Annotated in this window: 21 protein-coding genes; 5 read left to right on the top strand and 16 right to left on the bottom strand. The window is 34.5% G+C overall.

The window, feature by feature from the left end; all coding sequences use genetic code 11:
• Positions 1-4 precede the first annotated feature (4 nt).
• The 3 genes from AAEO59_RS06315 to AAEO59_RS06305 all read right to left on the bottom strand — a co-directional run bounded on the left by AAEO59_RS06315 (position 5) and on the right by AAEO59_RS06305 (position 2,938).
• A complete protein-coding gene (locus AAEO59_RS06315) occupies positions 5-1,042 on the bottom strand; it encodes an NADP(H)-dependent aldo-keto reductase (RefSeq protein WP_341699892.1) in 1,038 nt (345 codons plus the stop codon).
• A gap of 150 nt (positions 1,043-1,192) precedes the next feature.
• A complete protein-coding gene (locus AAEO59_RS06310) occupies positions 1,193-2,134 on the bottom strand; it encodes an OmpA/MotB family protein (RefSeq protein ID WP_341699891.1) in 942 nt (313 codons plus the stop codon).
• 39 nt (positions 2,135-2,173) lie between these two features.
• Entirely contained in the window at positions 2,174-2,938 is a 765-nt protein-coding gene (locus AAEO59_RS06305) for an exodeoxyribonuclease III (protein WP_341699890.1), read from the bottom strand.
• A gap of 139 nt (positions 2,939-3,077) precedes the next feature.
• On the opposite strand from AAEO59_RS06305, the gene AAEO59_RS06300 reads away from it, so the two are divergent.
• The gene (locus AAEO59_RS06300; RefSeq protein WP_341699889.1) at positions 3,078-4,880 is read left to right on the top strand and encodes a lysophospholipid acyltransferase family protein; all 1,803 of its coding nucleotides are present in this window, start codon (positions 3,078-3,080) and stop codon (positions 4,878-4,880) included.
• A gap of 88 nt (positions 4,881-4,968) precedes the next feature.
• On the opposite strand, the gene AAEO59_RS06295 is transcribed toward AAEO59_RS06300, so the two are convergent.
• Together AAEO59_RS06295 and AAEO59_RS06290 are read right to left on the bottom strand one after the other, a co-directional pair.
• A complete protein-coding gene (locus tag AAEO59_RS06295) occupies positions 4,969-5,250 on the bottom strand; it encodes a TM2 domain-containing protein (RefSeq protein ID WP_341699888.1) in 282 nt (93 codons plus the stop codon).
• 92 nt (positions 5,251-5,342) lie between these two features.
• Entirely contained in the window at positions 5,343-6,290 is a 948-nt protein-coding gene (locus AAEO59_RS06290) for a 2-hydroxyacid dehydrogenase (protein ID WP_341699887.1), read from the bottom strand.
• A gap of 598 nt (positions 6,291-6,888) precedes the next feature.
• Here AAEO59_RS06290 and AAEO59_RS06285 point away from each other — a divergent pair.
• Positions 6,889-7,929, top strand: coding sequence for a glycoside hydrolase family 43 protein (locus AAEO59_RS06285; RefSeq protein WP_341699886.1), 1,041 nt, complete (start codon positions 6,889-6,891; stop codon positions 7,927-7,929).
• A 190-nt stretch (positions 7,930-8,119) separates the two neighbouring features.
• On the opposite strand, the gene proC is transcribed toward AAEO59_RS06285, so the two are convergent.
• The 11 genes from proC to AAEO59_RS06230 form a co-directional block, all read right to left on the bottom strand.
• A complete protein-coding gene (gene proC, locus AAEO59_RS06280) occupies positions 8,120-8,899 on the bottom strand; it encodes a pyrroline-5-carboxylate reductase (RefSeq protein ID WP_341699885.1) in 780 nt (259 codons plus the stop codon).
• 27 nt (positions 8,900-8,926) lie between these two features.
• A complete protein-coding gene (mgtE, locus tag AAEO59_RS06275; RefSeq protein WP_341699884.1) occupies positions 8,927-10,279 on the bottom strand; it encodes a magnesium transporter in 1,353 nt (450 codons plus the stop codon).
• The gene (rsmA, locus tag AAEO59_RS06270) at positions 10,269-11,048 is read right to left on the bottom strand and encodes a 16S rRNA (adenine(1518)-N(6)/adenine(1519)-N(6))-dimethyltransferase RsmA (RefSeq protein ID WP_341699883.1); all 780 of its coding nucleotides are present in this window, start codon (positions 11,046-11,048) and stop codon (positions 10,269-10,271) included. The genes mgtE and rsmA overlap by 11 nt, the downstream gene beginning before the upstream one ends.
• A 67-nt stretch (positions 11,049-11,115) precedes the next feature.
• Entirely contained in the window at positions 11,116-11,427 is a 312-nt protein-coding gene (locus AAEO59_RS06265) for a DUF4286 family protein (protein ID WP_341699882.1), read from the bottom strand.
• A gap of 66 nt (positions 11,428-11,493) precedes the next feature.
• Positions 11,494-13,272, bottom strand: a complete 1,779-nt coding sequence (locus AAEO59_RS06260) for a tetratricopeptide repeat protein (protein WP_341699881.1) — start codon at positions 13,270-13,272, stop codon at positions 11,494-11,496.
• A 14-nt stretch (positions 13,273-13,286) separates the two neighbouring features.
• Positions 13,287-14,237: an energy transducer TonB gene (locus AAEO59_RS06255; protein ID WP_341699880.1), complete on the bottom strand. Its 951-nt coding sequence runs from the start codon at positions 14,235-14,237 to the stop codon at positions 13,287-13,289.
• A gap of 19 nt (positions 14,238-14,256) precedes the next feature.
• Complete coding sequence (gene serS / locus AAEO59_RS06250; RefSeq protein WP_341699879.1) at positions 14,257-15,528, bottom strand: serine--tRNA ligase; 1,272 nt, start codon at positions 15,526-15,528, stop codon at positions 14,257-14,259.
• A gap of 127 nt (positions 15,529-15,655) precedes the next feature.
• A complete protein-coding gene (locus AAEO59_RS06245; RefSeq protein WP_341699878.1) occupies positions 15,656-16,477 on the bottom strand; it encodes a sensor histidine kinase in 822 nt (273 codons plus the stop codon).
• 752 nt (positions 16,478-17,229) lie between these two features.
• Complete coding sequence (locus AAEO59_RS06240; RefSeq protein ID WP_341699877.1) at positions 17,230-17,781, bottom strand: DMP19 family protein; 552 nt, start codon at positions 17,779-17,781, stop codon at positions 17,230-17,232.
• 102 nt (positions 17,782-17,883) lie between these two features.
• Entirely contained in the window at positions 17,884-18,057 is a 174-nt protein-coding gene (locus tag AAEO59_RS06235; RefSeq protein WP_341699876.1) for a hypothetical protein, read from the bottom strand.
• A 41-nt stretch (positions 18,058-18,098) separates the two neighbouring features.
• The gene (locus AAEO59_RS06230; RefSeq protein WP_341699875.1) at positions 18,099-19,238 is read right to left on the bottom strand and encodes an HNH endonuclease; all 1,140 of its coding nucleotides are present in this window, start codon (positions 19,236-19,238) and stop codon (positions 18,099-18,101) included.
• A gap of 238 nt (positions 19,239-19,476) precedes the next feature.
• Between AAEO59_RS06230 and metG the strand changes: the two genes are divergently transcribed.
• From metG to AAEO59_RS06215, 3 genes are all read left to right on the top strand, one after another.
• On the top strand, positions 19,477-21,546 hold the full coding sequence (gene metG, locus AAEO59_RS06225; protein ID WP_341699874.1) for a methionine--tRNA ligase: 2,070 nt from the start codon (positions 19,477-19,479) through the stop codon (positions 21,544-21,546).
• A 112-nt stretch (positions 21,547-21,658) separates the two neighbouring features.
• Positions 21,659-22,537 carry a DMT family transporter gene (locus AAEO59_RS06220; RefSeq protein WP_341699873.1) on the top strand — a complete coding sequence of 293 codons (879 nt, stop codon included), beginning with the start codon at positions 21,659-21,661 and terminating at the stop codon, positions 22,535-22,537.
• A gap of 2 nt (positions 22,538-22,539) precedes the next feature.
• On the top strand, positions 22,540-23,226 hold the full coding sequence (locus AAEO59_RS06215; RefSeq protein WP_341699872.1) for an HAD family hydrolase: 687 nt from the start codon (positions 22,540-22,542) through the stop codon (positions 23,224-23,226).
• Positions 23,227-23,242: the final 16 nt, after the last annotated feature.

The raw sequence follows: 23,242 nt of genomic DNA, 5'->3' as shown, positions 1-23,242 counted from the left end.
AAAATTAAGGTGCCGGATCAGGAATGATTGCGTGAACCGCATTGATTTCTGCGATAACTTCATCGGATAAAACCACATTAATGGAAGTAATGTTTTCTTTTAGTTGTGCCAAATTTGTTGCTCCAATAATATTACTGCTTACAAATGCCTGTTGGTTTACAAACGCCAGAGCCATTTGAGCCAATGAAATGCCATGTTTTTTGGCAATCTGGCTATAGGATTTGGTCGCCTCAGTACATTCGGCGCTGTTGTATCTTGAAAACTGTGGAAACAATCGGATACGTGCGTTTGGATGATCGTATCCTGTTAGAAATTTTCCTGATAAAACCCCAAAAGCCAATGGTGAATAAGCCAGTAAACCTACATTTTCTCGCATACAGATTTCAGCTGAACCTCCTTCAAAAAGTCGATTCAATAAAGAATACGGATTTTGAACGGTTTTAATTTTTGGTAAATGATTGTATTTGCTTTCTTCCAGAAAACGCATGATTCCCCATGGTGTTTCATTCGAAAGTCCGATGTGTTTGATTTTTCCTTCTTTGATAAAACCTTCTAAAGTTTGTAACGTCGCTTGGATATTGTCTTCCCAGGCATCATCCTGTACTTTAAAACCGCGTTGTCCAAAGAAATTGGTTTTTCGTTCCGGCCAGTGTAATTGGTACAAATCAATATAATCGGTTTGTAAACGTTGCAAACTTTTATCCAAAGCATATTTGATACTGGCAGGAGAGAAATCATTTTTTTCACGCATATAACCAAAGTTTGGGTTAGGTCCTGCAATTTTTGAAGCCAAAACGATTTCATTTCTTTTTCCTGTTTTTTTAAACCAGCTTCCTATAATTTTTTCGGTGCTTCCGTAAGTTGCCTGGCGTGCCGGTACTGAGTACATCTCGGCGGTGTCAAAAAAATTAACGCCATGTTCTACTGCATAATCCATTTGGGCATGACCATCGGCTTCGGTGTTTTGTTCGCCAAAAGTCATTGTTCCCAAACATATTTTACTCACTTTTATATCGGTATTGGGTAAGGTCGTGTATTTCATTTTTTAAGTGCTAGATTTCTAAGAGACTAAATTAATTGTAAACAAATATAAAAATTAGTTATGCTGAATTCGATTGCCTTTTTTATATATTTAACAAAAAAGGTTCGAAGCAATACTCCGAACCTTTTTGAATTTTATACTTACGAATCACTAGTTGATTTCATTCAACATATCGGCGATTTCGTCTAATCTTGGTGTTAAAATAATCTCGATTCTACGATTCTTCGCTTTTCCTTCAGCTGTTTCATTAGTAGCCAATGGTGAAAATTCTCCTCTTCCGGCAGCTGTCAGACTCTTTTTGTTGATAGCTTTGTTTTCGCTTAAAATACCAACAATTGCTGTTGCTCTTTTAGTTGATAAATCCCAGTTGTCAGCAATTGGTCCTGAACCACCGTAAGGGTCGTTATCGGTATGTCCTTCAATCAATACTGAAATATCCGGATTATCAGCCAGAACTTTTCCTAATTCTACTACTGCTTTTTTTCCTTCTGAACTTACTGCCCAGCTTCCGGAATTAAAAAGCAATTTGTTTTCCATAGAAACATAAACTTTACCATTTTTTTGCTCCACAGTTAATCCTTTGCCTTCAAAACCGTTTAAGGCTTTGGATAAGGTTTCTTTTAGTTTGCGCATAGTTGCTTCTTTAGCAGCAATCATGTCTTCTAATTCTTTTAAACGTTGTGCGTTTTTGCTTAAGCGTTCCTGTTCAATAGATAAGGCTTTTTGTTTGGCTTCTAATTCAGCCAGCAAATCACGATTTTTCTTCAAATTAGCGGCTAAAGCATCACTGCTGTTTTTTTCTAAGGCATTGTAAGAATCCTGTAAACGTGCGATTTTTTCGTTTAGTGCTTTTTGATCAGCGGTGAGTTTATCACGTTCTGATTTTAACTTAGCCAAATCGTTTTTCAAACCGTCGCGATCTAATTCAAGCTGGTTTTTTGCTTTTAAGAGTGCTTCGTTTTCATCAGATAAATTTCTGTTTTCTTTTTTTAGTTCGGCAAATTTGTTTTCTAAGTCATTATATATTTTTTTAGAAACACAAGAACTAGTAAGCGCTAAGACTGCGAAGCCTAAAGAGATTTTCTTTATCATTATTATTTGTTTTATATTGAAATTGCCTTTGCAATTTGTTTATTCTATATCTACAAGAACGGGACAGTGGTCAGAATGTTTTGCTTCGGGCAAAATAAGTGCTTTTTTGATTCTTTCTTTCAATGGTTCACTTACCAGGCAATAATCAATTCGCCAACCTTTGTTTTCAGGACGAGCTGTTTTTACTCGAACCGTCCACCAGGAATAATTACCTGGTTCTTTGTTTAAAAATCTAAAACTGTCAATGAATCCATTTTTTAAGAAAGCATCCAGCCATGCGCGTTCTTCCGGAAGAAAACCGGAAACTTTAGCATTTCGAATCGGATCGTGAATATCGATAGCTTCGTGACAAATATTGTAATCACCACAAATAATAAGATTAGGAATTTCCTTTTTTAAATCATTGATGTAATTTTGGAAATCATCCATAAACATAAATTTGTGATTCAGTCTTTCGATGTTAGTCCCCGAAGGTAAATACAAACTCATTACCGAAAAATCCTCAAAATCTACCCTGATATTTCTGCCTTCGAAGTCCATGTGCTCAATTCCCGTGCCATAAACAATATTTTTTGGTTTTGTTTTTGATAAAATAGCAACTCCGCTATAACCTTTCTTGGTAGCAGGAAACCAATAATGGTAGGGATAACCCGCCATTTCAAAATCCATTAAGGGTAATTGGTCGGGTGTTGCTTTAATTTCCTGAAGACAAACTACATCGGGTTTTGCTTGTTCTAACCAGTTGATGAAACCTTTTGAAATTGCAGCTCGAATACCGTTAACATTATAGGATAAAATTCTCATTTTTTTAATTTTTTTGAATTCCAAAAATACTAAAAAATAAATGGAGAGGGATATAAAATTTTAAAATCAAACTGGGCTCATAGTCGGATAATGGAGTTTTTTTCTATCTTTGTTTTTCTCTCAAAAAAAGAAAAAATAAATGGGTTTAGTTACCGCCAAAGAAGTTGCAAAAGCAATAAATGTTGAGAAATACGGAGTCTTAGGGACTTTCTCCGGTTGGTTATTAATGAAGGTGCTAAGAATTTCTACGCTCAATAAAGTTTACAATCGCAATAAGCATTTACAGGAAATTGACTTTTTGAATGGAATTGTAGACGATTTGCAAATTAAATTTGAAATTCCGGAAGAAGATTATAAACGTTTGCCTAAAGATGGGGCTTACATAACGATATCAAATCATCCACTTGGAGGAATTGATGGGATTTTGCTATTGAAGTTAATGCTTGAAAAAGAGCCTAACTTCAAAATCATTGCTAATTTTCTTTTGCATCGTATTGAGCCTTTAAAACAATACATCATGCCGGTAAATCCTTTTGAAAATCATAAGGATAAAAAATCGAGTGTAATTGGAATCAAAGAAACCTTGCGTCATCTTAGTGATGGGAAACCTCTTGGGATGTTTCCTGCAGGTGAAGTTTCCAGTTATAAAGACGGACAACTTGTAGTTGATAAAGAGTGGGAAGAAGGTGCAATCAAAGTTATTAGAAAAGCTCAGGTACCTGTTGTGCCTATTTATTTTCATGCCAAAAATAGTCGTTTGTTTTATTTGCTTTCTAAAATAAGCGGAACGTTACGTACTGCTAAATTGCCTTCGGAGTTGTTTAGTCAAAAAAACCGTGTGATTAAAGTTAGAATAGGAAAACCTATCTCAGTAGCTGAGCAAAATGAGTACGAAAGTATTGATGCCTATTCGGAATTCTTGAGAAAGAAAACTTATATGCTAGCGAATCCTTTTGAAAAAGAAAGTAAATTAATAACAACTCCTAATTTAAAAATCACCAAGAATCCTAAAGAAATTGCCACTCCGGCTAATGAAGAGAAAATTATTTCGGAAGTGAATGCTTTAAGGGAAACGGATTGTAGATTGTTGCAAAGTAAGAACTATGAAGTTTTCTTTACCCAAGCTAATAAAATTCCGAGTATTTTACATGAAATAGGACGTTTAAGAGAAATCACTTTTAGAGAAGTAGGAGAGGGAACCAATGAGTCTATTGATTTAGATAAGTTTGACCAATATTATCATCATTTGTTTTTATGGGATGACGAAGCCCAAAGAATTGCCGGTGCTTACCGAATGGGTTTGGGTGGAGAAATTTATCCAAAATATGGTATTGAAGGTTTTTATTTGAATGAACTGTTCCGTTTTGAGCCTGAATTGTTCGAAACCATGCATCAGTCTATTGAAATGGGACGTGCTTTCATTATCAAAGAATACCAGCAAAAACCAATGCCGTTGTTCCTGCTTTGGAAAGGAATTATTCATACCACGCTGCGTTTTCCGGAACATAAATACCTTATTGGAGGGGTGAGTATCAGTAATCAGTTCTCTGATTTCTCAAAATCGTTGATGATTGAGTTCATGAAATCCAATTATTATGATCCTTATATCGCACAATACATCCATCCTAAAAAAGCGTATAAGGTAAAATTGAAAGATGCCGATAAAGATTTTATCTTCAATGAGACAGAAGCTGATTTGAATAAGTTTGATAAAATTATTGACGAATTAGAACCGGGAACTTTACGCTTGCCAGTACTGATTAAGAAATATATCAAACAAAATGCGAAGGTGGTGGCTTTTAATGTCGATCCATTATTCAATAATGCTGTTGATGGCTTAATGTATATTAGAATTGCTGATATCCCTGAAAGTACCATGAAACCAGTTATGGAGGAATTCCAAATGGAATTGGAAAAGAAATTCAACGAAAAAGGAGAATAATATTTTTTACTTTTAAATCATATACCGTAGATTCACAGATTATAAATTGTTTAAATCTGCGAATCTGCGGTTTTTTTTGTCTGAATATTTAGAACCAAAGTTTTCGACCTAATTGATATGTTCTAAAAAATTCTTCATCCGATTTTGTAAGATAGATTATGCCTTCTATTAGTCCGAGTAATCCAGTTATAGCGCCAAAACTGATGAGACTTAAAAAAAGCCAAATAATCCCGGTTTTGGTATAGCCTAATAGAAATTTATGGATTCCAAAAGGACCTAGAATTATTGCCAGTAAACCGGCTGCAATTCTTTTATTGTCTTCTTCGTAGGGCTGCAGTTGATTCCAGTGTTCGTATTTTGAATTTTCCATAATCCTATAATTTAGTGATTATCAATTACTAAATTTATGAAATAATATTGAAATATGGAAGTCTAAAGTGTTTAAGAACAGTTTGTTATTTCTTATTTGGAATATAAAGCTTTGATTTTGTCTACAATCGTTTGTGCTAATCGTTCGTGACTTTCAAATGTCCATCCGGCTACGTGTGGTGACAACAAAACATTATCGGCATTTAATAAATATTGAAAAGCTTCCGGTGTTGTTTTGTCCTGAAATAAGGTTTCAAATGACAGTTTTTCATACTCCAAAACATCTAAACCTGCTCCTAAGATTTTTTTGGATCGTAAGGCTTCAACTAAATCAGCTGTAACAATGTTTTTCCCTCTGGAAGTATTGAGTATCCAGAATGCTTTTGCAAAAGCATTAATAAAGCTTGAATTGACCATTTTGTCGGTTTCCGGAGTCCACGGTAGGTGTAAACTTAGTACATCTGTTTTTTGCTGTAATTCGGCTAGAGAAACCTGTTTAGCATTTTCGTCGCCTACATTTTCTTTGATATCAAAACAAAGTACTTCCACATCAAAACCTCTTAGTTTTTTAGCGAACCATTTTCCCATGTTTCCGTATCCTATTATCCCAACCGTTTTTCCGTCTAGTTCATGACCGCGATTACTTTCTCTGTTCCAATGTCCTGCGCGGATTTCCCTGTCGGCACGGTTCATATTATTGAAAAGAGATAAAATCATTCCTAAACTGTGCTCGGCTACAGCATTTCGGTTTCCTTCTGGAGCGGCAATAAGCGCTATGTTTTTAGAAGTAGCATAATCACAGTCGATACTTTCTAAGCCAGCTCCTACACGGGCAATAAATTGCAAATTAGTCGCTTTGTCTATGAAGCTTTTGTTAATTTTAAAACGGCTTCGAATCACGATTCCGTGATAGTCCTGAATTTTAGTTTCTATTATTTCTTTAGATGATTTAAAATCTTCATGGTTTTCAAAACCTAAATCCTGCAATTGCTGCATTAATACTGGGTGATTGCTATCGATGTGAAGAATTTTAATGCTCATAATATTGATTCAATTGAAGAGCAAAATTAGCAAAAAAAGAGAGATTGAGGTGTAATAAAAAGTAGGTGTTAGAAACAAAAAACCATTTCTGAATTTAAGTTAAACTCAGAAATGGTTTTTAGTTGCATTAATCAAACTTAAAGTAAAGTTTTTTACATACGCTTTCTTTTTTACAGATTTCTTTCCCGTTAATATCTCACCATTGTTTCATCACCAAATAAGAAACGTGAGATTTTGTCGTAAATCATGTTGAGTAACTTTTTCATAATAATGTTTGTTTAGTGTTTTAAATACATAATTAAACCATTAATTAGAAAAGCCTGATGTAGATTGGGATCTATTGCATAAATTTACGGCTATTTTTAATTTTATAAAAGCAACTTTTTATCTTTTCGATATCTTGCATATATTATCGTTAAAGTACATGATTATCAATTAATTGAATTGTTTTTATTACAAATAGTTGATTGTTTAGGATTCGTTTTTTAGGATTTTTTAAATTTTATATAAATTCAATTTTATAAAAAGTATATTTACATTCTTTAAACAAATGTGTTTTTTACATTTAAAAACAGTATTTACAATAAATAAGCAGCATATGAATTTTCAACGACTTAGTATTTTATTAGTATTCCTTGGTTTGGGAATGACGGCACATTCGCAGCAACTAAAAAAGAATCAATTCCATAATCCATTAGTTTTACAACGTGCTGATCCTTTTGTGACCAAAAGTTCAAACGGAACCTATTATTTTATTGCTACTGCTCCTGAATATGACCGTATTGAAATTAGAAGCTCTAAAACTATCAATGGAATTAAAGATGCTAATCCAGTTATTGTATGGCGCAAACATGATAAAGGACCAATGGGTAATCATATTTGGGCGCCCGAATTACATCGAATAGAAGGAAAATGGTACATTTATTTTGCTGCAGGTTCTGCTGAAAATAAATGGAGTATTCATAAATATGCTTTATCGAATCCTTCTGAAGATCCAACTAAAGGTGAGTGGAAAGAAGAAGGACAGATTGTGAGCAAAGGCGATGTTTTTTCTCTAGACGCGACAACTTTTGAAATGAACGGGCAACGTTATATGATTTGGGTGGACAGAGGTCCTGGAAACGTAGTAAACACCAGTTTGTATATTGCTAAAATGACTAGTCCTACAACTCTTGATGACAAGCAAGTGGTGATTAGCCAGCCGGATTACGATTGGGAAATGCATACTTACAAGGTAAATGAAGGACCTGCTGTTTTGGTTAAAAATGGAAAAGTATTCCTGGCTTTTTCGGCCAGTGCTACCGATGCGACGTATTGTATTGGTTTGTTATGGGCTAAAGAAGGAGCGGATTTATTGGATCCAAAATCCTGGACTAAATTAGACAAACCAGTTTTCTTTACCAATGAAAAATTCAAACGCTATGGGCCGGGTCACAATAGTTTTACAGTTGCTGAAGATGGGAAAACCGATATTATGATTTATCATGCCCGTGATTATGAAAAAATTAAAGGTGATGCCTTATCTGATCCGAATCGTCACACACATGCCAGAGTGTTGAAATGGACTAAAGACGGTATGCCTGATTTTGGTCAGGAGTATGATGATAATGAAATGGCTTTGAAAACAAAGAAGAAATAGGGTTTTATTGATTCACCATTAAGGAATTTAGTTCTTTGTTTAAACACGAAGAGCGCAAAGAATACACAAAGTGAACTAAGCTTCTTAATTTAACTTAATTCCTTAATGGTGGAATTTATTTTATAATGCTGATAAAAAAAGGACCAATTGTAAACAGTAGAATTGGTCCTTTTAAATTTTTTAGAAATAATTAAAGATCTTTAATTTTCTTAACTGCCGCTTTAATTCCGCGGATTAATGACGAACTAAATCCGTGTGATTCCATTTCGCTTAATCCGGTAATCGTACAACCTTGCGGAGTTGTTACACGGTCAATTAACTGTTCCGGATGGATTTGTTCTTCCATGACCATTTCGGCAGCTCCTTTAACGGTTTGTGCGGAGATTGCCAAAGCCGTTTTCCAGTCAAATCCAATTTCGATTCCTGCCTGCATAGATGCTCTGATGTAACGTAAAGCAAAAGCCGTTCCGCTGGCAGCTAAAACCGTAGCGGCATCCATTAGTTTTTCGTCAATAACAGGCGCCGTTCCTAATTCTTCAAAAATAGTTACTAATTTTTGACCTTCAGCGGCGTGTTTTTCATTGAAAGTAATACAGGTTGCTGATGCGGCATATTGAGCGGCAATATTTGGCATGATACGAATAGCCTGATGGTTTTCGCCAATTTTTTTCTGTAAACTTTCTGTAGAAAGTCCTGTTACAGCCGAAGCAATCGTTTTATTAGAAATCACAGGTAAAATTTCAGCTAAAACGGTATCAACCTGATATGGTTTTATCGTTAAAATAATAACATCTGCCTCTTGAATATTGTGTTTGTTATCTGTAGTTACCGTAACGCCTAATTTTTCTAAATAAAGAATGTTGGCTGTATTTCTTCGGGTAACTGTAATTTGGTGGTCACTGCCGTTTTTTGCCATTCCTAGAGCAATAGCCGCTCCCAGATTTCCACCTCCAATAATATGTACTTTCATGTTGTTTGTATTTTTATCTTCTAAATATTAAAAACCTAAAATCATTTTAGCAATCGAAAAGTAAATCAGTATTCCACAGATATCGTTACTTGTGGTGATAAATGGTCCTGTTGCCAAAGCGGGGTCAATCCCGAATTTATCTAAAAGTAGCGGTATAAATGTTCCTATTAATGAGGCTATTACAATAACTGAGATAAGCGCAATTGTAACAATAAAACCAATGACAAATTCAACATTGAGTAAAAAATGACTCCCAATAAATAAAATACTAGCCAGAATAACACCATTCAATAAACTCAAAGAAACTTCTTTTATAAGTCGGTTAAACAGAGAGCCACTTAAAGTTTGATTTGCTAAACCTTGAACAATAATTGCTGAAGATTGTACCCCAACATTTCCGGCCATTGCAGCAATTAAGGGTGTGAAAAAGAATAGATTACCATGTTCTAGCATAGCGCCTTCAAACAGTCCTAATACTCTTACGGTTATAAAACCGCCTAATAATGCTAAAACTAACCAAGGTAATCGTGCCTTTGTTAGTTCCATAATACTGTCATCAGCTTCAACGTCTTGCGAAATACCGGCTGCTAACTGGTAATCCTGGTCGGCTTCGTCTTTGATTACATCAACAATATCATCGATTGTAATGCGTCCTACTAGTCGGCCTAATTCATCAACAACGGGAATAGCCTCTAAGTCGTATTTTTGCATGATGCGGGCCACCTCTACGTCTTTATCGTCAACTTTTACCCAGTTTAATTTCCTTATATAAACATCGCTAATGTGTGTTTTAGTCGAAGTTGTCAATAAGTCTTTTAGCGAAAGTCGTCCTTTTAATCGATTTTCATCGTCAACCACATAAATCGAATGTACGCGTGAAACATTTTCGGCCTGAATACGCATTTCTTTGACACAGGTTAGTACATTCCAGTTTTCATTGACTTTTACGAGCTCTTTTCCCATCAAACCTCCTGCAGTATTCTCGTCATAACGCAACAAGTCCACAATGTCCTTAGCGTGTTCAACGTCCTGAAGTTCGGAGATTACCTCCGCTTTTAAGTCCTGCGAAAGTTCGGCAATAATGTCGGCTGCATCGTTAGTGTCCAGCTCATCCAGCTCTTCGGCAATTTCTTTTGGAGAAAGGCGGCTAAGAATATTTTCACGCAAATCATCTTCTAGTTCCAGAAGGATTTCTGCGGTTTGTTCACTGTCTAATACTTTAAAAATATAGGTAGCTTCGTCAAAATCAAGTTCGTCCAAAACCTCGGCTATATCAGCATGGTGCATATCATTTAATAAGGTTTCTAGTTCCTTATCATGATTATTAGCAATGTGCTGTTTAAGTTCGAGAATTAAGTCTTTACTGATTTTAAATTCCATCGGCTTCTATTTTTTGAGTAAGTTCGATAAATTGTGCCACATCCAGTTGCTCCGGACGGAGGTCAAAGATACTATCTTCTCTTAAATTATCCGATAAATTCAGTGTTTTTAAACTGTTGCGTAAGGTTTTGCGGCGTTGTTGAAAGGCTGTTTTTACTACTGTGAAGAATAGTTTTTCGCCACAAGGCAAATTGAAATCTTCTTTTCTGCGCATTCGCATCACTCCTGATTTTACTTTTGGTGGAGGGTTAAATACGTGTTCGCCAACAGTAAATAAATATTCGGTGTCGTAAAAAGCCTGAGCCAATACCGATAAGATACCGTAAGTCTTGCTTCCTTTTTTCTCGCAAATGCGTTCGGCAACTTCTTTTTGGAACATACCCGAAAATTCAGGAATTTGTTCTTTTAATTCTAATACTCTGAAGACAATTTGACTCGAAATATTATAGGGGAAATTACCAATTATGGCAAATTGTTTGTTTTCGAAAACTTCTTTGATGTTGTATTTTAGGAAATCTTGAGAAATGATTTTTCCGTGCAATTTTGGATAATGTGCATTTAAATAGTCCACCGATTCAGTGTCGATTTCAATCACATAAGTATTGATGGGTTTGTCCAGCATATATTTGGTCAAAACACCCATTCCCGGTCCAATTTCCAATACATCATTATAACCTTCTAAACTCAGTGTATCGGCTATGTCCTTAGCAATACTTTCGTCTTTTAAGAAATGTTGTCCGAGGTGTTTTTTGGCTTTAACTTTATCCATGTTGTTTAATTTTGATACGAAAACAGAGTGGAACTGCTTTCTTAATTCTGCTTTCTGAATACTAGATTTAGTGTTCCGAAATTAGTTGCAACTCCGTTTTAAAAGTGAGCATTTTGTCCCCAAAAAGTTTTAGCCCTTCTTGTTGAAAAATCCTGTCTTCTTCTTGATAGAATTTGTTTAAAGTGTCTAAGCTATCTGTAGTAAACTGAGCCGAATAGGTAACTCCGCCCATTTCTTCTTCCACCAATACACGAACTAATTTAGCATTTGTGAATTTCCCGGTTGCCAGCATTTCCGGAATGTGTTTGTGTTGCATCCAAATCATCCATTGATCGTGAACGCTTTCGTGTATATTAGTTGTTACGTTGTAAATTATCATTCTCTATTGTTTAATCGTTGATTTGTTTAACCGCTTAATCGAATCAACGATTAACCGATTAAACTTTTATAAGTTTTTATCACCTCTTAATTCCCGGAATTTTTTTCGGGCTTCTACAAAATAAATACTATCCTGATGATTGAATATTATTTTCTCGTAGAGTGGTTTTGCCTTTTCGGGCTCGTTTAATTTTTTACTATATATTTCTGCTAAAAAAAACAGTGCTTCGTCCATATAAATTCCATCACTGTGATGGTCAATTATGGCTTGATATTGGCTTAAAGCCAAATTAAATTCGTTTGTTTTTTCATAAGCTTTCCCTAATCGCAATAGTGTTACGGCTTCGATTTCATTGCCTTTAAAATTTTTTAAAACTAACTGAAATTGAGCAATAGCCTCCTGATTTCTATTTTGATACAACAGATAATCGCCTTTGGCAAATGCTTTCAACGCCGTTTGTGTCGAATCAGCAACCGTATTGTCATTAATCAATAAGAAATATTCCAAGGCATCATTAGCAATTAGCTGTGTATTTGCCGATTTCAGTTCCTTAAATTGTTTTAAAGCCCAAGGAAAATCACCTTTAAAATAACTCGTTTTGGCTGCTTTTAAACTGGCTTCATGAGCTACTTCATTGTTTTTTAAATCGGTTTCAATTTGTGAATAATACAATAATGCTTGATTGAATTTTTCTTCAAAAAGGAAAATGTCGGCCAGTTCCATTTTGACCTGAGCAATTTCATAAGGATTCAATTGTAGCTCTAAAGCTCTTTTTACAATGGCTCTTCCTTGTTCGGGTTTTTTTAAATTAAAAGTTACAAAATGCGCTTGAATGAGCTGCAAAGATAAGCTAAAAGGACTTATTTCAAATTGTTTCAACAACGCTTCAATTTCTGTGTTGATCGTGGCAAAGTCTTTTTCGGTGGCCTTACTGATTTTTAGTTCTAACAAATAGGAATGTGCTTGAACTAATAATTCTAAATCCTTAGTATTTTCGACTACAAAATCTAAAATTTCCTTAGCTATTTCCTGATTTTGTTCTTCGATAGCTAAATTGGCCAGATTTAAAATGCTGGAAAGTGACTCTGGATTACGTTTATAAATGGCCTTTTCTTGTATAAAAGCTTTAGAAAAATCTTTTTGCTGAACATAAAACCAACTCAAAAAATGATTCCAGAACAAATCCTGATTTTTTTGAACTTTCAGAATTAAGGCTTTTCGTAAGGCATCACTAAAACTCACATCGGCTTCATCAGTCATGAAGCGTGACAATTGATTTTGAATTACAATCTGACTTTGGGGATTAGTATAGGCTTCGTCCAAAAAAGTGGTAATCATCATGTCAAAATTTCCCAATTGTCCGTACAACAAACCCTGCTGGTAATTAAAATTAAATTTGGGTTGGATTTCAGTGGCGGTTTGATAAGCTTTTAAAGCGTATTCTAATTGTATTTTTCGTTCAAAAGAATTAGCAATGGCATAAACTTCATTCGGGTTTTTTCGAATACGTTCTAGTGCCTGATCGTAATAAATCTTGGCTTTGGCAGCATCTTTTTGCAATTGATAATTATAGCCTAACTCCACTAAAAGACTACCCTGATTGTATTTAGTAAATCGATCCTGAATAGCTTTTTCGGCTGTATCAAACTGTTTTAATTGCTGATAACAATCTACAGTTCGAAGGAAATACTGCATGTTTTGAGGGATATTTGCCAATAATTCCTCATAGCTGATTTTAGCTTTTTCAAAATCGCCTTTGTCGTAGTAATACTGAGCTAATTGCTCGTTTTGAGAGAAACAAATTAATGAAAAAAACAAGGCGATATGTAGAAGTAGTTTTTTCATTAATGTATGCTTAGTTATTTTCTGCCTGATACAATCTTAATAGGAATTGAATATTCAACTTTAGCTCCGATACCTCTATATTGACCACTTTCCCATTCAGGATATCCTCTTATTAATTCGACAGCTTCAGCATCGAGAACTTCATCTAAGCTTTTCGCTATTTTTATTTTGTCAGTACTTCCATCTTTATTAATTATGAAAGTTAAAATTATTTTGCCACTTATGTCTTCTTTGTTTCCGGGAATTTTAAAATTTTTAGCAACATACGAGTAAAAATGTTGTAACCCTCTTTTAGGTCTTGGGTAATTAAAAACTTCATTGTATTTTCGTTTAACCATCAAAGAATCAATAGAAGTGCCATTTTTGAGTTTTCCGTTTTTGTAATTCTCCGTAAAACTAATTTTAAATTGTGAATCGGTTCCTTTCCATTCGCCTTCTTTCCAACCATTTTTTATACTTCCTTTTTCTTGAAGTTTTCCTTCTTTTTCATCAATATAACCATTCCCATCTATTACTGATTGTGTATTGTCTTTTCCCCAATACTGATTGGTTTTTATATCATATAAGAGCTCATTGTTTTTTTGCGTAATATATTCTAGCTCTGATTTTTTATTTCCATTTTCATACCATGTATAAGACAAACCAGAAGGTCTTCCTTTTATATATGATTGGGTACTCTTCTTATTCCCGTTTTCATAGTAATATGTAAATTCACCTTCACTTATTAAAGCATCTTTTGCTTTTGAATAACCTTCCATTTGAAGGGTTCCATTTTTGTAATAATCTTCAAAGCGATAAATTTCTTTATCATTATAATAATCTTTTACGATTCTATAATATTTGCAATTCTCTTTGGATGTTTCTTTCCAAAGAGAATCCAGGTATATAGTTTTGTCTAAGTTATTTTGCGCAAATATTATATTCGAAATAATTAATAATAAAAAAGCCAATCGATGTTTTGTCATATTATAAAATTATAGCTTGTTAATTTATAATATCAAACCCGCAATATGGACGTAAAACCTCAGGAATTACAATTCCTTCCGGAGTTTGGTAATTTTCAATAATACCTGCTAAAACACGAGGCAAAGCCAATGAACTTCCGTTTAAGGTGTGTGTCAATTGGTTTTTACCGTCTTTGTCTTTGAAACGCAATTTCAAGCGGTTTGCCTGGAAAGTTTCAAAGTTAGAAACAGAAGAGATTTCTAACCAACGATCCTGTGCTGTAGAAAATACCTCGAAATCATAAGTCAATGCCGAAGTGAAACCCATATCGCCACCACAAAGGCGTAAAATTCTATATGGTAATTTTAATTCGTCCAAAATGGCTTTTACGTGTTCCACCATGCCATCTAAAGCTTCGTATGATTTTTCAGGATGCTCGATGCGTACAATTTCTACTTTATCAAATTGGTGCAAACGGTTTAAACCACGTACGTGCGCTCCGTAAGAACCTGCTTCACGACGGAAACAAGGCGTATAAGCTGTTGTTAAAATAGGTAATTCGCTTTCGTTCAAAATAACATCTCTGAATAAATTGGTTACTGGAACTTCAGCTGTTGGAATCAAATAAAGATTGTCAACAGTGGCATGGTACATTTGTCCTTCTTTGTCCGGCAATTGTCCTGTTCCATATCCTGAAGCTTCGTTTACAAGGTGTGGTACCTGCACTTCGTTGTATCCAGCAGCGGTGTTTTTGTCTAAAAAATAATTAATCAAAGCACGTTGCAAACGAGCTCCTTTTCCTTTGTAAACCGGGAAACCTGCTCCGGTGATTTTATTTCCTAATTCAAAATCAATGATGTCGTATTTTTTCACCAATTCCCAGTGCGGTTGCGCTCCTTCGTGCAAAACAGGTATTTCACCTGCTTGGAAAACATTCAAGTTATCATCGGCAGATTTTCCTTCAGGTACGATCTCTGCAGGAAGGTTTGGTAAAGTATATAGTTTTTCAGTTAGCTCAGCAGCGATTGCATCAGCAGTTTCTGCCAATGCTTTGCTCTTTTCTTTGTTGCTAACTGTTTTTTCTTTTAAGATAGTTGCTTTGGCTTTTTCGCCGGCTTTCATTAGTTCTCCAATGTCTTTGGATAATTTATTAGATTCAGCAAGGATGTTGTCTAATTCTACTTGCGTAGCACGACGACGCTCATCAAGTTCTACAACTTCTTCCACAATGGTTTTGGCATCCAAATTTCTTTTGGCCAAAGCCTGGATTACTTTTTCTTGATTTTCTCTAATAAATGCAATTTGTAACATAGTTTGATTTTTATAACTATAAATTTTCTAATAACGGTAGCAAATTTAAGCAAATGTTTATTAGTAACACGACAAAGTTTAGATGGAAGACCAACAAAAGTTTAAAAAAAGCAATCTGGTAGTGTTATTATATTGTTAGTTTAGGAAGTCGTATTAATGTGTTTTGGTTTTTTAATTGAAAATCGGAATTTTGAATGTTTGCCGGAATGCTAAATTTGAAAGTACTTCCTTGTCCAATTTGACTATGTACCCAGATTTTCCCACCATGTTTTTCGATAAAATCTTTGCAAATCATCAGTCCTAAACCGGTTCCGGTTTCGTTGTTGGTGCCTAAGGTGTTGTTTTTTTGTTTGATAGCAAAAAGGTTACTGGTTTTTTCAAGCGCAATCCCGATTCCGTTATCCTGAATTGAAAAAACATATTGATCGTCCTTTTTTTTCATAGAAAGAATAATCTCTCCGTCGTAGTGAGTAAATTTTATGGCATTGGAAATCAAATTTCTAAAAACAGTTTCAAGCATGTTCTTGTCGGCAATTAGAAATTGATTTTTTTCAATTTTTGAATGTATGGTGATGTTTTTGCTTTTAGCAAGATTAGCTAACAAATGGATGGTCTTGTCAATAAGTGCACTAATGTCGGTTTTATTTGGGTTGAATTCTAAATTTCCGGTTTGTGACTGTGACCAGGTTAATAGATTGTTAAGCAATGAAAATGTGTTTTTAGAAGATTCATGAATCAGTTCAATGAATTCATTAGTTTCTTCTTGATTTAATTCGTTTTCTCTTTCTAATAAAAGTTCAGATAATCCAATGATTCCGTTAAAAGGTCCTTTTAAATCGTGTGCAATAATTGAAAAAAACTGATCCTTGTCGCTCAAAAGTTTTTTGACCTGCATTTCTTTTTTTTCCTGTAATAAGAGTAAATAACCTACTCCGCTGATGGTCATCATCAGGAAAATAATTAAAAAAATAATTTTTTGTGTAATGTCGACTGAATATAGGCTTGTTGAGGTTTTAAATAGAGGATAGATTATTCTGAAAATCAGTGTTACCAATAGGATAATATAGTTTAAGCCAAGAATTTTTCTAAACATGCTACCGCTAGATTCTGTTAAAAAAAGCGACGTAGGTACTATCAACAATATGAATATATTAATCGAAGCTAAAGAAACCCTTATGTTGGCAGGTGCTTCCAGAGCAACAGCAATATAAAAAGTTATTAAGGTTGTTATAAATAGAAAAAATTGATTTTGATATGATTTTTTCGTTCTTTTTTTTAAGACCATTAGCATGGCTACTGATTCTAAATAATATCCTGAAAAGACTAAAGTGTTGGTTGTGATAAATTGAATAGGGTTGTAGGACACAGTATCTACACGCAGAAAAAATGCTAGCCAGGCTATTGCAAGCAGAATCTTTGAACATCCAAAAACTAATAATTGTTTATGGGATTGCTTGCTTGTTGATGTAAACCGGAAAGAAAAAACAAGAATAGCGAGAACGAAGTTTCCCCAAAACAAAATACCCATCGTGTTTCGGATGTCGAGAACAAATAATTTCGAAAATTGGTGTAATATTTCCATCAAATTAATCGTAGTCTATTTTTGTATGGGTATGTACAAGTTATACTTACAAAAATAAATTTATTTTTGTGAATAGTATAAGAAATAAGCGACTAATTTTGATTTTTTCCGAAAAAATTTTAGTTTCTTGTGATTTCGCGTTCCAAATAGTCTTCTAATAGTTCAAAAATAGCTTCTACCGGAAGGATTTGAGTATCAGGATGATTTTTTAAGAATTCCGCGTTCAATGTAACAAGGTTTTCATCGCCTAAAATTTCCGGACTGAAAGCAGTGCCGTTGTTAAGTAAATCCCGAATAGGATTAACGCCTTCTAATTTTCCTTTTAAAAATTTGGCCAATTTAACACTGCTCATTAAACGCACTTTTTTACTTTGTTCCTGAAAAAGTGCTAAATGTTTTTCGGCGCCAAGAATTTGAAGTCCTTCTTCTATCAATTCATTTAATTCCTTGTTCCAGCCCGAATTGTAAACAAACTGAGCAAAATTGCCTTCACGACATTGCGAAGCATAATAATCCAGATAGTAACTCATTAAGGCGTCTTCGTGAATGTTTTCATCATCGATTTTTTCCTCGCGCATCAGGTTGACAATCGAAATGTTAGAATTGATGACGTCCTGAGGATTTTCGCTGTTAGCAGCTGTTTCTGAGATTAAAATACTTCCAAATTCCATGAGTTTCTTTTATGAATGGATTGCAAATTTCGGTTTTTTTGCCACAGATTACACGGATTGCTACTGATTTTTTTGAAGCTGCTATTTTGTTTAACCGCAAATTTATTCAACAGCAGAAGAATTCTTGTTGTCCTTTTGCTGATTCATTTTGGTAACAATAGCTTTCAAACGCAAGGCTCTTGCTGCTTTCTCTTCTTGTAATTTAGTTTTTTTACGGTTGAGTAATTTGGTGTGCAGAGCCTTGTTTTTTCCGTCTTTTTCAGGTCCTTTTGGCATAATTTGTTTTCTGTAAATCCGTTTGTAAAGCAATGAAGTTGCTACATGTCTTGTGAGTAATGTTCTTCTTTTTCAATTAGATGTTTTTCTGATAATTTAGTTAAAATTGAAGTAAAACCAAATCCCATAGTTCCTCCAATTGCTCTTGTCCAACCTCTAACAAATATATCTTCGATTCCATCATCATTAAAGTCAGCTCTAAACTGCTCAATTAATGAAGTTTCAAAACTTCCAAATTCTAGAGATATTTTATAAGGATAAGGATCGTTAACTTTAACTATTCCTAATCTGACTAAATCTCCAACTGACAATCTATTTTCAATATGCTCTAATAATTCATCTTCAACATCCATAAGGATATTGGGTGATAGGTAATCTAACATATCAATTTCTAACCAAGGTTCACTAATAAAAGATACTTTTGGCATTTTTGCTTTCTCTAAAGCTTTAATCAATTCTTCAAAGAAAGTAAATATTGAAGCTGATTTTATAGCATAAGTTGTTAAAGGGTAAAATCCTTCAATTGATGCTTTTTTCCATTCATTTAAAGTCGAAACATTTACTTTTTCATTGTTGTCATTCACTAACTCTAAAGAATCTTCATCATTGTGTAATAATAGCTTATTATCTAGTAATTCTGAAAAATCAGTGTCAAGATAAAAAGTATCATAAATCTTATCTATAAATTCTACTCCAAACGGTAATTTAATTTCCTTAATATTCCAGTTGTGTTTTTCAGCTTCAATTAAAATTTTTCTTAAATCCTTTTCGTTGATAGTATTTGAAGAAAGTGCTGATTGTAATTTAGATAAAATTAAACCTTTGTTTTTGTTTCTTTTTAATTTTTCGATTTCAAGTTTAACTTTTAATGCTGTTTTATTAGCAATTGAGAGGTAAAATAGTGTAGTGCTTTTTGAAAAAAAATCATCACTTTTTCTATGATTACATTTGCTATGCGACGGAACCAAATTATATAATTCATTTAAATTGAAATCTTTTTCTAAACCTAGTCCTTCTTTGATTTTTTCGAATTTCTCATCTTTTTGTGTAAGAGATTCAGGAATAATATGATCGATATGTAAATCTCCCCAATCTAATGGTTGACTACAATAAAAACAAATGCATTTATACGCTGTCCAAAGTGCACTTCTAGTTAAATTATCAAATGTAGTTTTACTCATTCTTGCGAATATTGTTTGTGTTTCTAAAAAGTAGGTATGTAAGATTATATTTCAAATATAAAAAATAATCTTAGAGAGAGACTTTGGTAATTATTGATTTTATCATTCTGACGAAGAAGAAATTTAAGTAGTGTTAGTTACTTGATGAGATTCCTCGTGCCTCGGAATGACAAGATTGTGAGTAAAATGTTTTAAATAAAATTGGATTCCTTATTTTTGCGCTCTATAAAATTGAATTATGTTACAAAATCCAGAAAGATATACGATTACGGCGGCTTTGCCTTATACTAACGGACCTATTCATATTGGGCATTTGGCGGGTGTTTATGTTCCGGCTGATATTTATTCGCGTTATTTGCGTTTGCAGGGTAGAGACGTTTTGTTTGTGTGCGGAAGCGATGAACACGGGGTGGCCATTTCGATGAAAGCCAAAAAAGAGGGCATTACACCTCAGGAAGTAATTGACAAATACGACGGAATTATCCGTAAATCCTTTGCTGATTTTGGAATTGCATTCGATAATTATTCGAGAACTTCTTTGCCTGTTCACCATGAAACGGCTTCGGAATTCTTTAAGAAATTATACGATAATGGTGATTTTATTGAAGAGGTTACAGAGCAGTTATATGATGCCAAAGCGAATCAGTTTTTGGCAGACCGTTTTGTTATGGGAACTTGTCCAAAATGTGGTAATGAAGAAGCTTATGGTGATCAATGTGAGAAATGTGGTTCGACTTTGAACGCTACCGATTTGATTAACCCAAAATCGACTATTACTGGTGAAACACCTGTGTTGAAATCAACAAAACACTGGTTTTTGCCTTTAGACAGATATGATGCTTTCTTGAGAGAATGGATTTTGGAAGGACATAAAAACGACTGGAAACCAAATGTTTACGGACAAGTAAAATCTTGGATTGATGGCGGTTTGGAGCCTCGTGCGGTAACCCGTGACTTGGATTGGGGAATTGATGTTCCGGTTGAAGGTGCTGAAGGGAAAAAATTATATGTGTGGTTTGATGCACCAATTGGTTATATTTCATCTACCAAAGAATGGGCAGCCAGAGAAGGTAAAGACTGGGAACCTTATTGGAAAAATGAAAACACAAAACTGGTTCACTTCATCGGGAAAGACAATATTGTATTTCACTGTGTGATTTTCCCGGCGATGCTGAAAGCTGAAGGAAGTTATATTTTACCTGAAAATGTACCGGCAAATGAGTTCCTGAATTTAGAAGGCAATAAATTATCTACTTCTAAAAACTGGGCGGTTTGGTTACACGAATATTTAGAAGAGTTCCCGGATCAACAGGATGTATTGCGTTATGCGCTGACTTCAAACGCTCCGGAAACTAAAGACAACGACTTTACCTGGAAAGATTTCCAAGCTAGAAATAACAATGAGTTGGTAGCGATTTTTGGAAACTTTATCAACCGAGTGGTGGTGTTGACTAATAAATATTATAATGGAATTGTTCCAACTCCAAATGAATTAACGGAAGTTGACGAACAAACTTTAGCCGAATTACAGGCGTATCCTGAGGTGATTTCAAGCTCGATTGAGCGTTACCGATTCCGTGAAGCTTTAGGCGAAATGATGAATGCGGCTCGTTTAGGAAATAAATATTTGGCCGACGAAGAGCCTTGGAAAGTAATCAAAGACAATCCGGAACGCGTGCAAACGCAGATGTATGTGGCCTTGCAAATTGCGGCTGCTTTGAGTTCGCTTTGTGAGCCTTTCTTGCCATTTACTGCCGCTAAATTGAAACGTATTCTTAATGTCACATCAAGCGCAGTCGAGATGAATTGGAAGGCAATTTCTGAATCATCAGATTTATTGTCGGCAGGTCACCAAATTGGACAAGCCGAATTATTATTTGCTAAAATTGAAGACGAAGCCATTCAAAAACAAATAGACAAATTGGAAGCTACAAAAACAGCCAATCAGGCAGAAAATAAAAAGGTAGAGGCTCAGAAAGACTTAATCCAATATGAGGATTTTGCTAAAATGGATTTACGTGTAGGAACTATTATCGAAGCCGAAAAAATGCCAAAAGCCAATAAGTTATTGGTATTGAAAGTAGATACCGGAATTGATGTTCGCACGATTGTTTCCGGAATTGCTGAGAGTTTCAAACCCGAAGATATTATTGGAAAAAGAGTAACCGTTTTGGTAAATTTAGCTCCAAGAGCACTTCGTGGTGTTGAAAGTCAGGGAATGATTTTGATGACAAACAATGCCGAAGGAAAATTGGTTTTTGTAAATCCGGATACTGATGGTGTTGGGAATGGAGAGACGATAAACTAATAAATTAAACAAACACGACTCGAGAGATAGCGAACAGACGAAGTAATTTCACTAATTTACACCAATTTATTTGTGTGAATTAGTGAAATTCGTGTTTATAATGACAGGAAGTATGAACAATGCAAAACCAAAATTAGCTTTAGCAGCAGGAATACTCTGTATTTCTATATTCCCTGTTTTGGTTCGATTGCATTTGACTAACGGATTGATTTCGGCATTTTACCGCATGTTTATTGCAGCAGTTTTATTGTTGCCTTATGTTTTTCTTTCAAAGAAATTCCGATTGCCTTCAACCAAATTATTGTTACTTTCCTGTGTTTGCGGAATTATTTTTGCCACCGACATAGCCATTTGGAATATTGCTATCCAAAAATCGAGTGCCACGCAGGCGACTTTGTTGGCTAATCTTTCTCCGGTTTGGGTAGGAATTGGTTCTTTTTTGGTTTTAAAAAATAAACCTGGTATTAATTTTTGGATAGGAACAATCATTGCTCTGATAGGAATGGTTGTTTTAGTAGGTTTTGAGACTTTTAGTAATCTTAATTTTGATTTGGCATTTATTCTGGCTCTTTTGTCCGGAATGCTCTATGCTACTTACATTTTAATTAGTAAAAATATTTTATCGAAGGTTGATATCTTAACTTTTATGACAATCGTTTTGGTTTCTTCCAGTTTGTTTTTGGCAATTATCTGTGAAATTAACGGAGAAAGTTTTATCGGATTTTCAAATACTGCCTGGTTAGTTTTATTCATTCAAGGTGCGGTTTGTCAATTGATAGCTTGGTTATTAATTAGTTATTCAACTTTGTATTTGCAGGCTACAAGGGTTTCGCTAAGTTTATTGGGACAAGCTGTTTTGGCTACACTACTTGCCTGGATATTTTTAGACGAAAAAATGAGTTGGTTTCGAATTATTGGCGCAATTTTTCTACTTTTAGGAATACGAATCACTTTTTACAACAAACCGATTGTTTATAGAAAATTAAGATAAATATGAGCCTAAAAGTAATTGCCTTCGACGCCGACGATACACTATTTGTTAACGAAACTTATTTCCTAGAAACAGAAGAAAAATTCTGTGAATTGATGAGTGATTATTTATCGCATCAGGGACTTTCGCAGGAACTTTTCAGGATTGAAATTGCCAATTTAAAAATTTACGGATACGGAATCAAAGCTTATATTCTTTCCATGATTGAAGCAGCAATGACTATTTCTAATAATACGATTTCGGTTGAAGTAATCGAAAAAATTATTCAATATGGTAAAGAGTTATTAGAAAAACCCATTGTTCTTTTGGATGGTGTTGAAGAAACGCTGGAAGCTTTGTATGGAAAATATAAACTCGTTGTGGCTACCAAAGGCGATTTACTGGACCAGCGCCGTAAATTGCATAACTCAGGTTTAGGAAAATATTTCCATCATATTGAGGTGATGTCCGATAAACAGGAACAGGATTATCTGGATTTGATTAAACGTTTGGAAGTCCAGCCTTCAGAATTTTACATGATTGGAAATTCTTTAAAATCGGATGTTTTGCCAGTGCTGAATATTGGTGGTTATGCTGCCCATATCCCGTTTCACACCACTTGGGCACATGAAAAAATTGACCATGAAGTAAAACATGAAAATTTTAAGGCTTTTGAAAATATTGCTGAAGTTTTAAAGCTGTTTGCGTAATAAGACTTTCAATTAA

Origin of the sequence: Flavobacterium flavipallidum (genome assembly GCF_038289905.1) — a bacterium.
GTDB classification, from domain to species: domain Bacteria; phylum Bacteroidota; class Bacteroidia; order Flavobacteriales; family Flavobacteriaceae; genus Flavobacterium; species Flavobacterium flavipallidum.
The sequence above is the reverse complement of the archived record's forward strand: the minus strand, read 5'-3'. Positions and strand labels throughout refer to the sequence as shown.

Bases quoted from the DNA above. Each gene is read 5' to 3' on its own strand.
- AAEO59_RS06315 (WP_341699892.1), bottom strand. From the start codon at position 1,042: ATGAAATACACGACCTTACCCAATACCGATATAAAAGTGAGTAAAATA.
- AAEO59_RS06310 (WP_341699891.1), bottom strand. From the start codon at position 2,134: ATGATAAAGAAAATCTCTTTAGGCTTCGCAGTCTTAGCGCTTACTAGT.
- AAEO59_RS06305 (WP_341699890.1), bottom strand. From the start codon at position 2,938: ATGAGAATTTTATCCTATAATGTTAACGGTATTCGAGCTGCAATTTCA.
- AAEO59_RS06300 (WP_341699889.1), top strand. From the start codon at position 3,078: ATGGGTTTAGTTACCGCCAAAGAAGTTGCAAAAGCAATAAATGTTGAG.
- AAEO59_RS06295 (WP_341699888.1), bottom strand. From the start codon at position 5,250: ATGGAAAATTCAAAATACGAACACTGGAATCAACTGCAGCCCTACGAA.
- AAEO59_RS06290 (WP_341699887.1), bottom strand. From the start codon at position 6,290: ATGAGCATTAAAATTCTTCACATCGATAGCAATCACCCAGTATTAATG.
- AAEO59_RS06285 (WP_341699886.1), top strand. From the start codon at position 6,889: ATGAATTTTCAACGACTTAGTATTTTATTAGTATTCCTTGGTTTGGGA.
- proC (WP_341699885.1), bottom strand. From the start codon at position 8,899: ATGAAAGTACATATTATTGGAGGTGGAAATCTGGGAGCGGCTATTGCT.
- mgtE (WP_341699884.1), bottom strand. From the start codon at position 10,279: ATGGAATTTAAAATCAGTAAAGACTTAATTCTCGAACTTAAACAGCAC.
- rsmA (WP_341699883.1), bottom strand. From the start codon at position 11,048: ATGGATAAAGTTAAAGCCAAAAAACACCTCGGACAACATTTCTTAAAA.
- AAEO59_RS06265 (WP_341699882.1), bottom strand. From the start codon at position 11,427: ATGATAATTTACAACGTAACAACTAATATACACGAAAGCGTTCACGAT.
- AAEO59_RS06260 (WP_341699881.1), bottom strand. From the start codon at position 13,272: ATGAAAAAACTACTTCTACATATCGCCTTGTTTTTTTCATTAATTTGT.
- AAEO59_RS06255 (WP_341699880.1), bottom strand. From the start codon at position 14,237: ATGACAAAACATCGATTGGCTTTTTTATTATTAATTATTTCGAATATA.
- serS (WP_341699879.1), bottom strand. From the start codon at position 15,528: ATGTTACAAATTGCATTTATTAGAGAAAATCAAGAAAAAGTAATCCAG.
- AAEO59_RS06245 (WP_341699878.1), bottom strand. From the start codon at position 16,477: ATGATGACCATCAGCGGAGTAGGTTATTTACTCTTATTACAGGAAAAA.
- AAEO59_RS06240 (WP_341699877.1), bottom strand. From the start codon at position 17,781: ATGGAATTTGGAAGTATTTTAATCTCAGAAACAGCTGCTAACAGCGAA.
- AAEO59_RS06235 (WP_341699876.1), bottom strand. From the start codon at position 18,057: ATGCCAAAAGGACCTGAAAAAGACGGAAAAAACAAGGCTCTGCACACC.
- AAEO59_RS06230 (WP_341699875.1), bottom strand. From the start codon at position 19,238: ATGAGTAAAACTACATTTGATAATTTAACTAGAAGTGCACTTTGGACA.
- metG (WP_341699874.1), top strand. From the start codon at position 19,477: ATGTTACAAAATCCAGAAAGATATACGATTACGGCGGCTTTGCCTTAT.
- AAEO59_RS06220 (WP_341699873.1), top strand. From the start codon at position 21,659: ATGAACAATGCAAAACCAAAATTAGCTTTAGCAGCAGGAATACTCTGT.
- AAEO59_RS06215 (WP_341699872.1), top strand. From the start codon at position 22,540: ATGAGCCTAAAAGTAATTGCCTTCGACGCCGACGATACACTATTTGTT.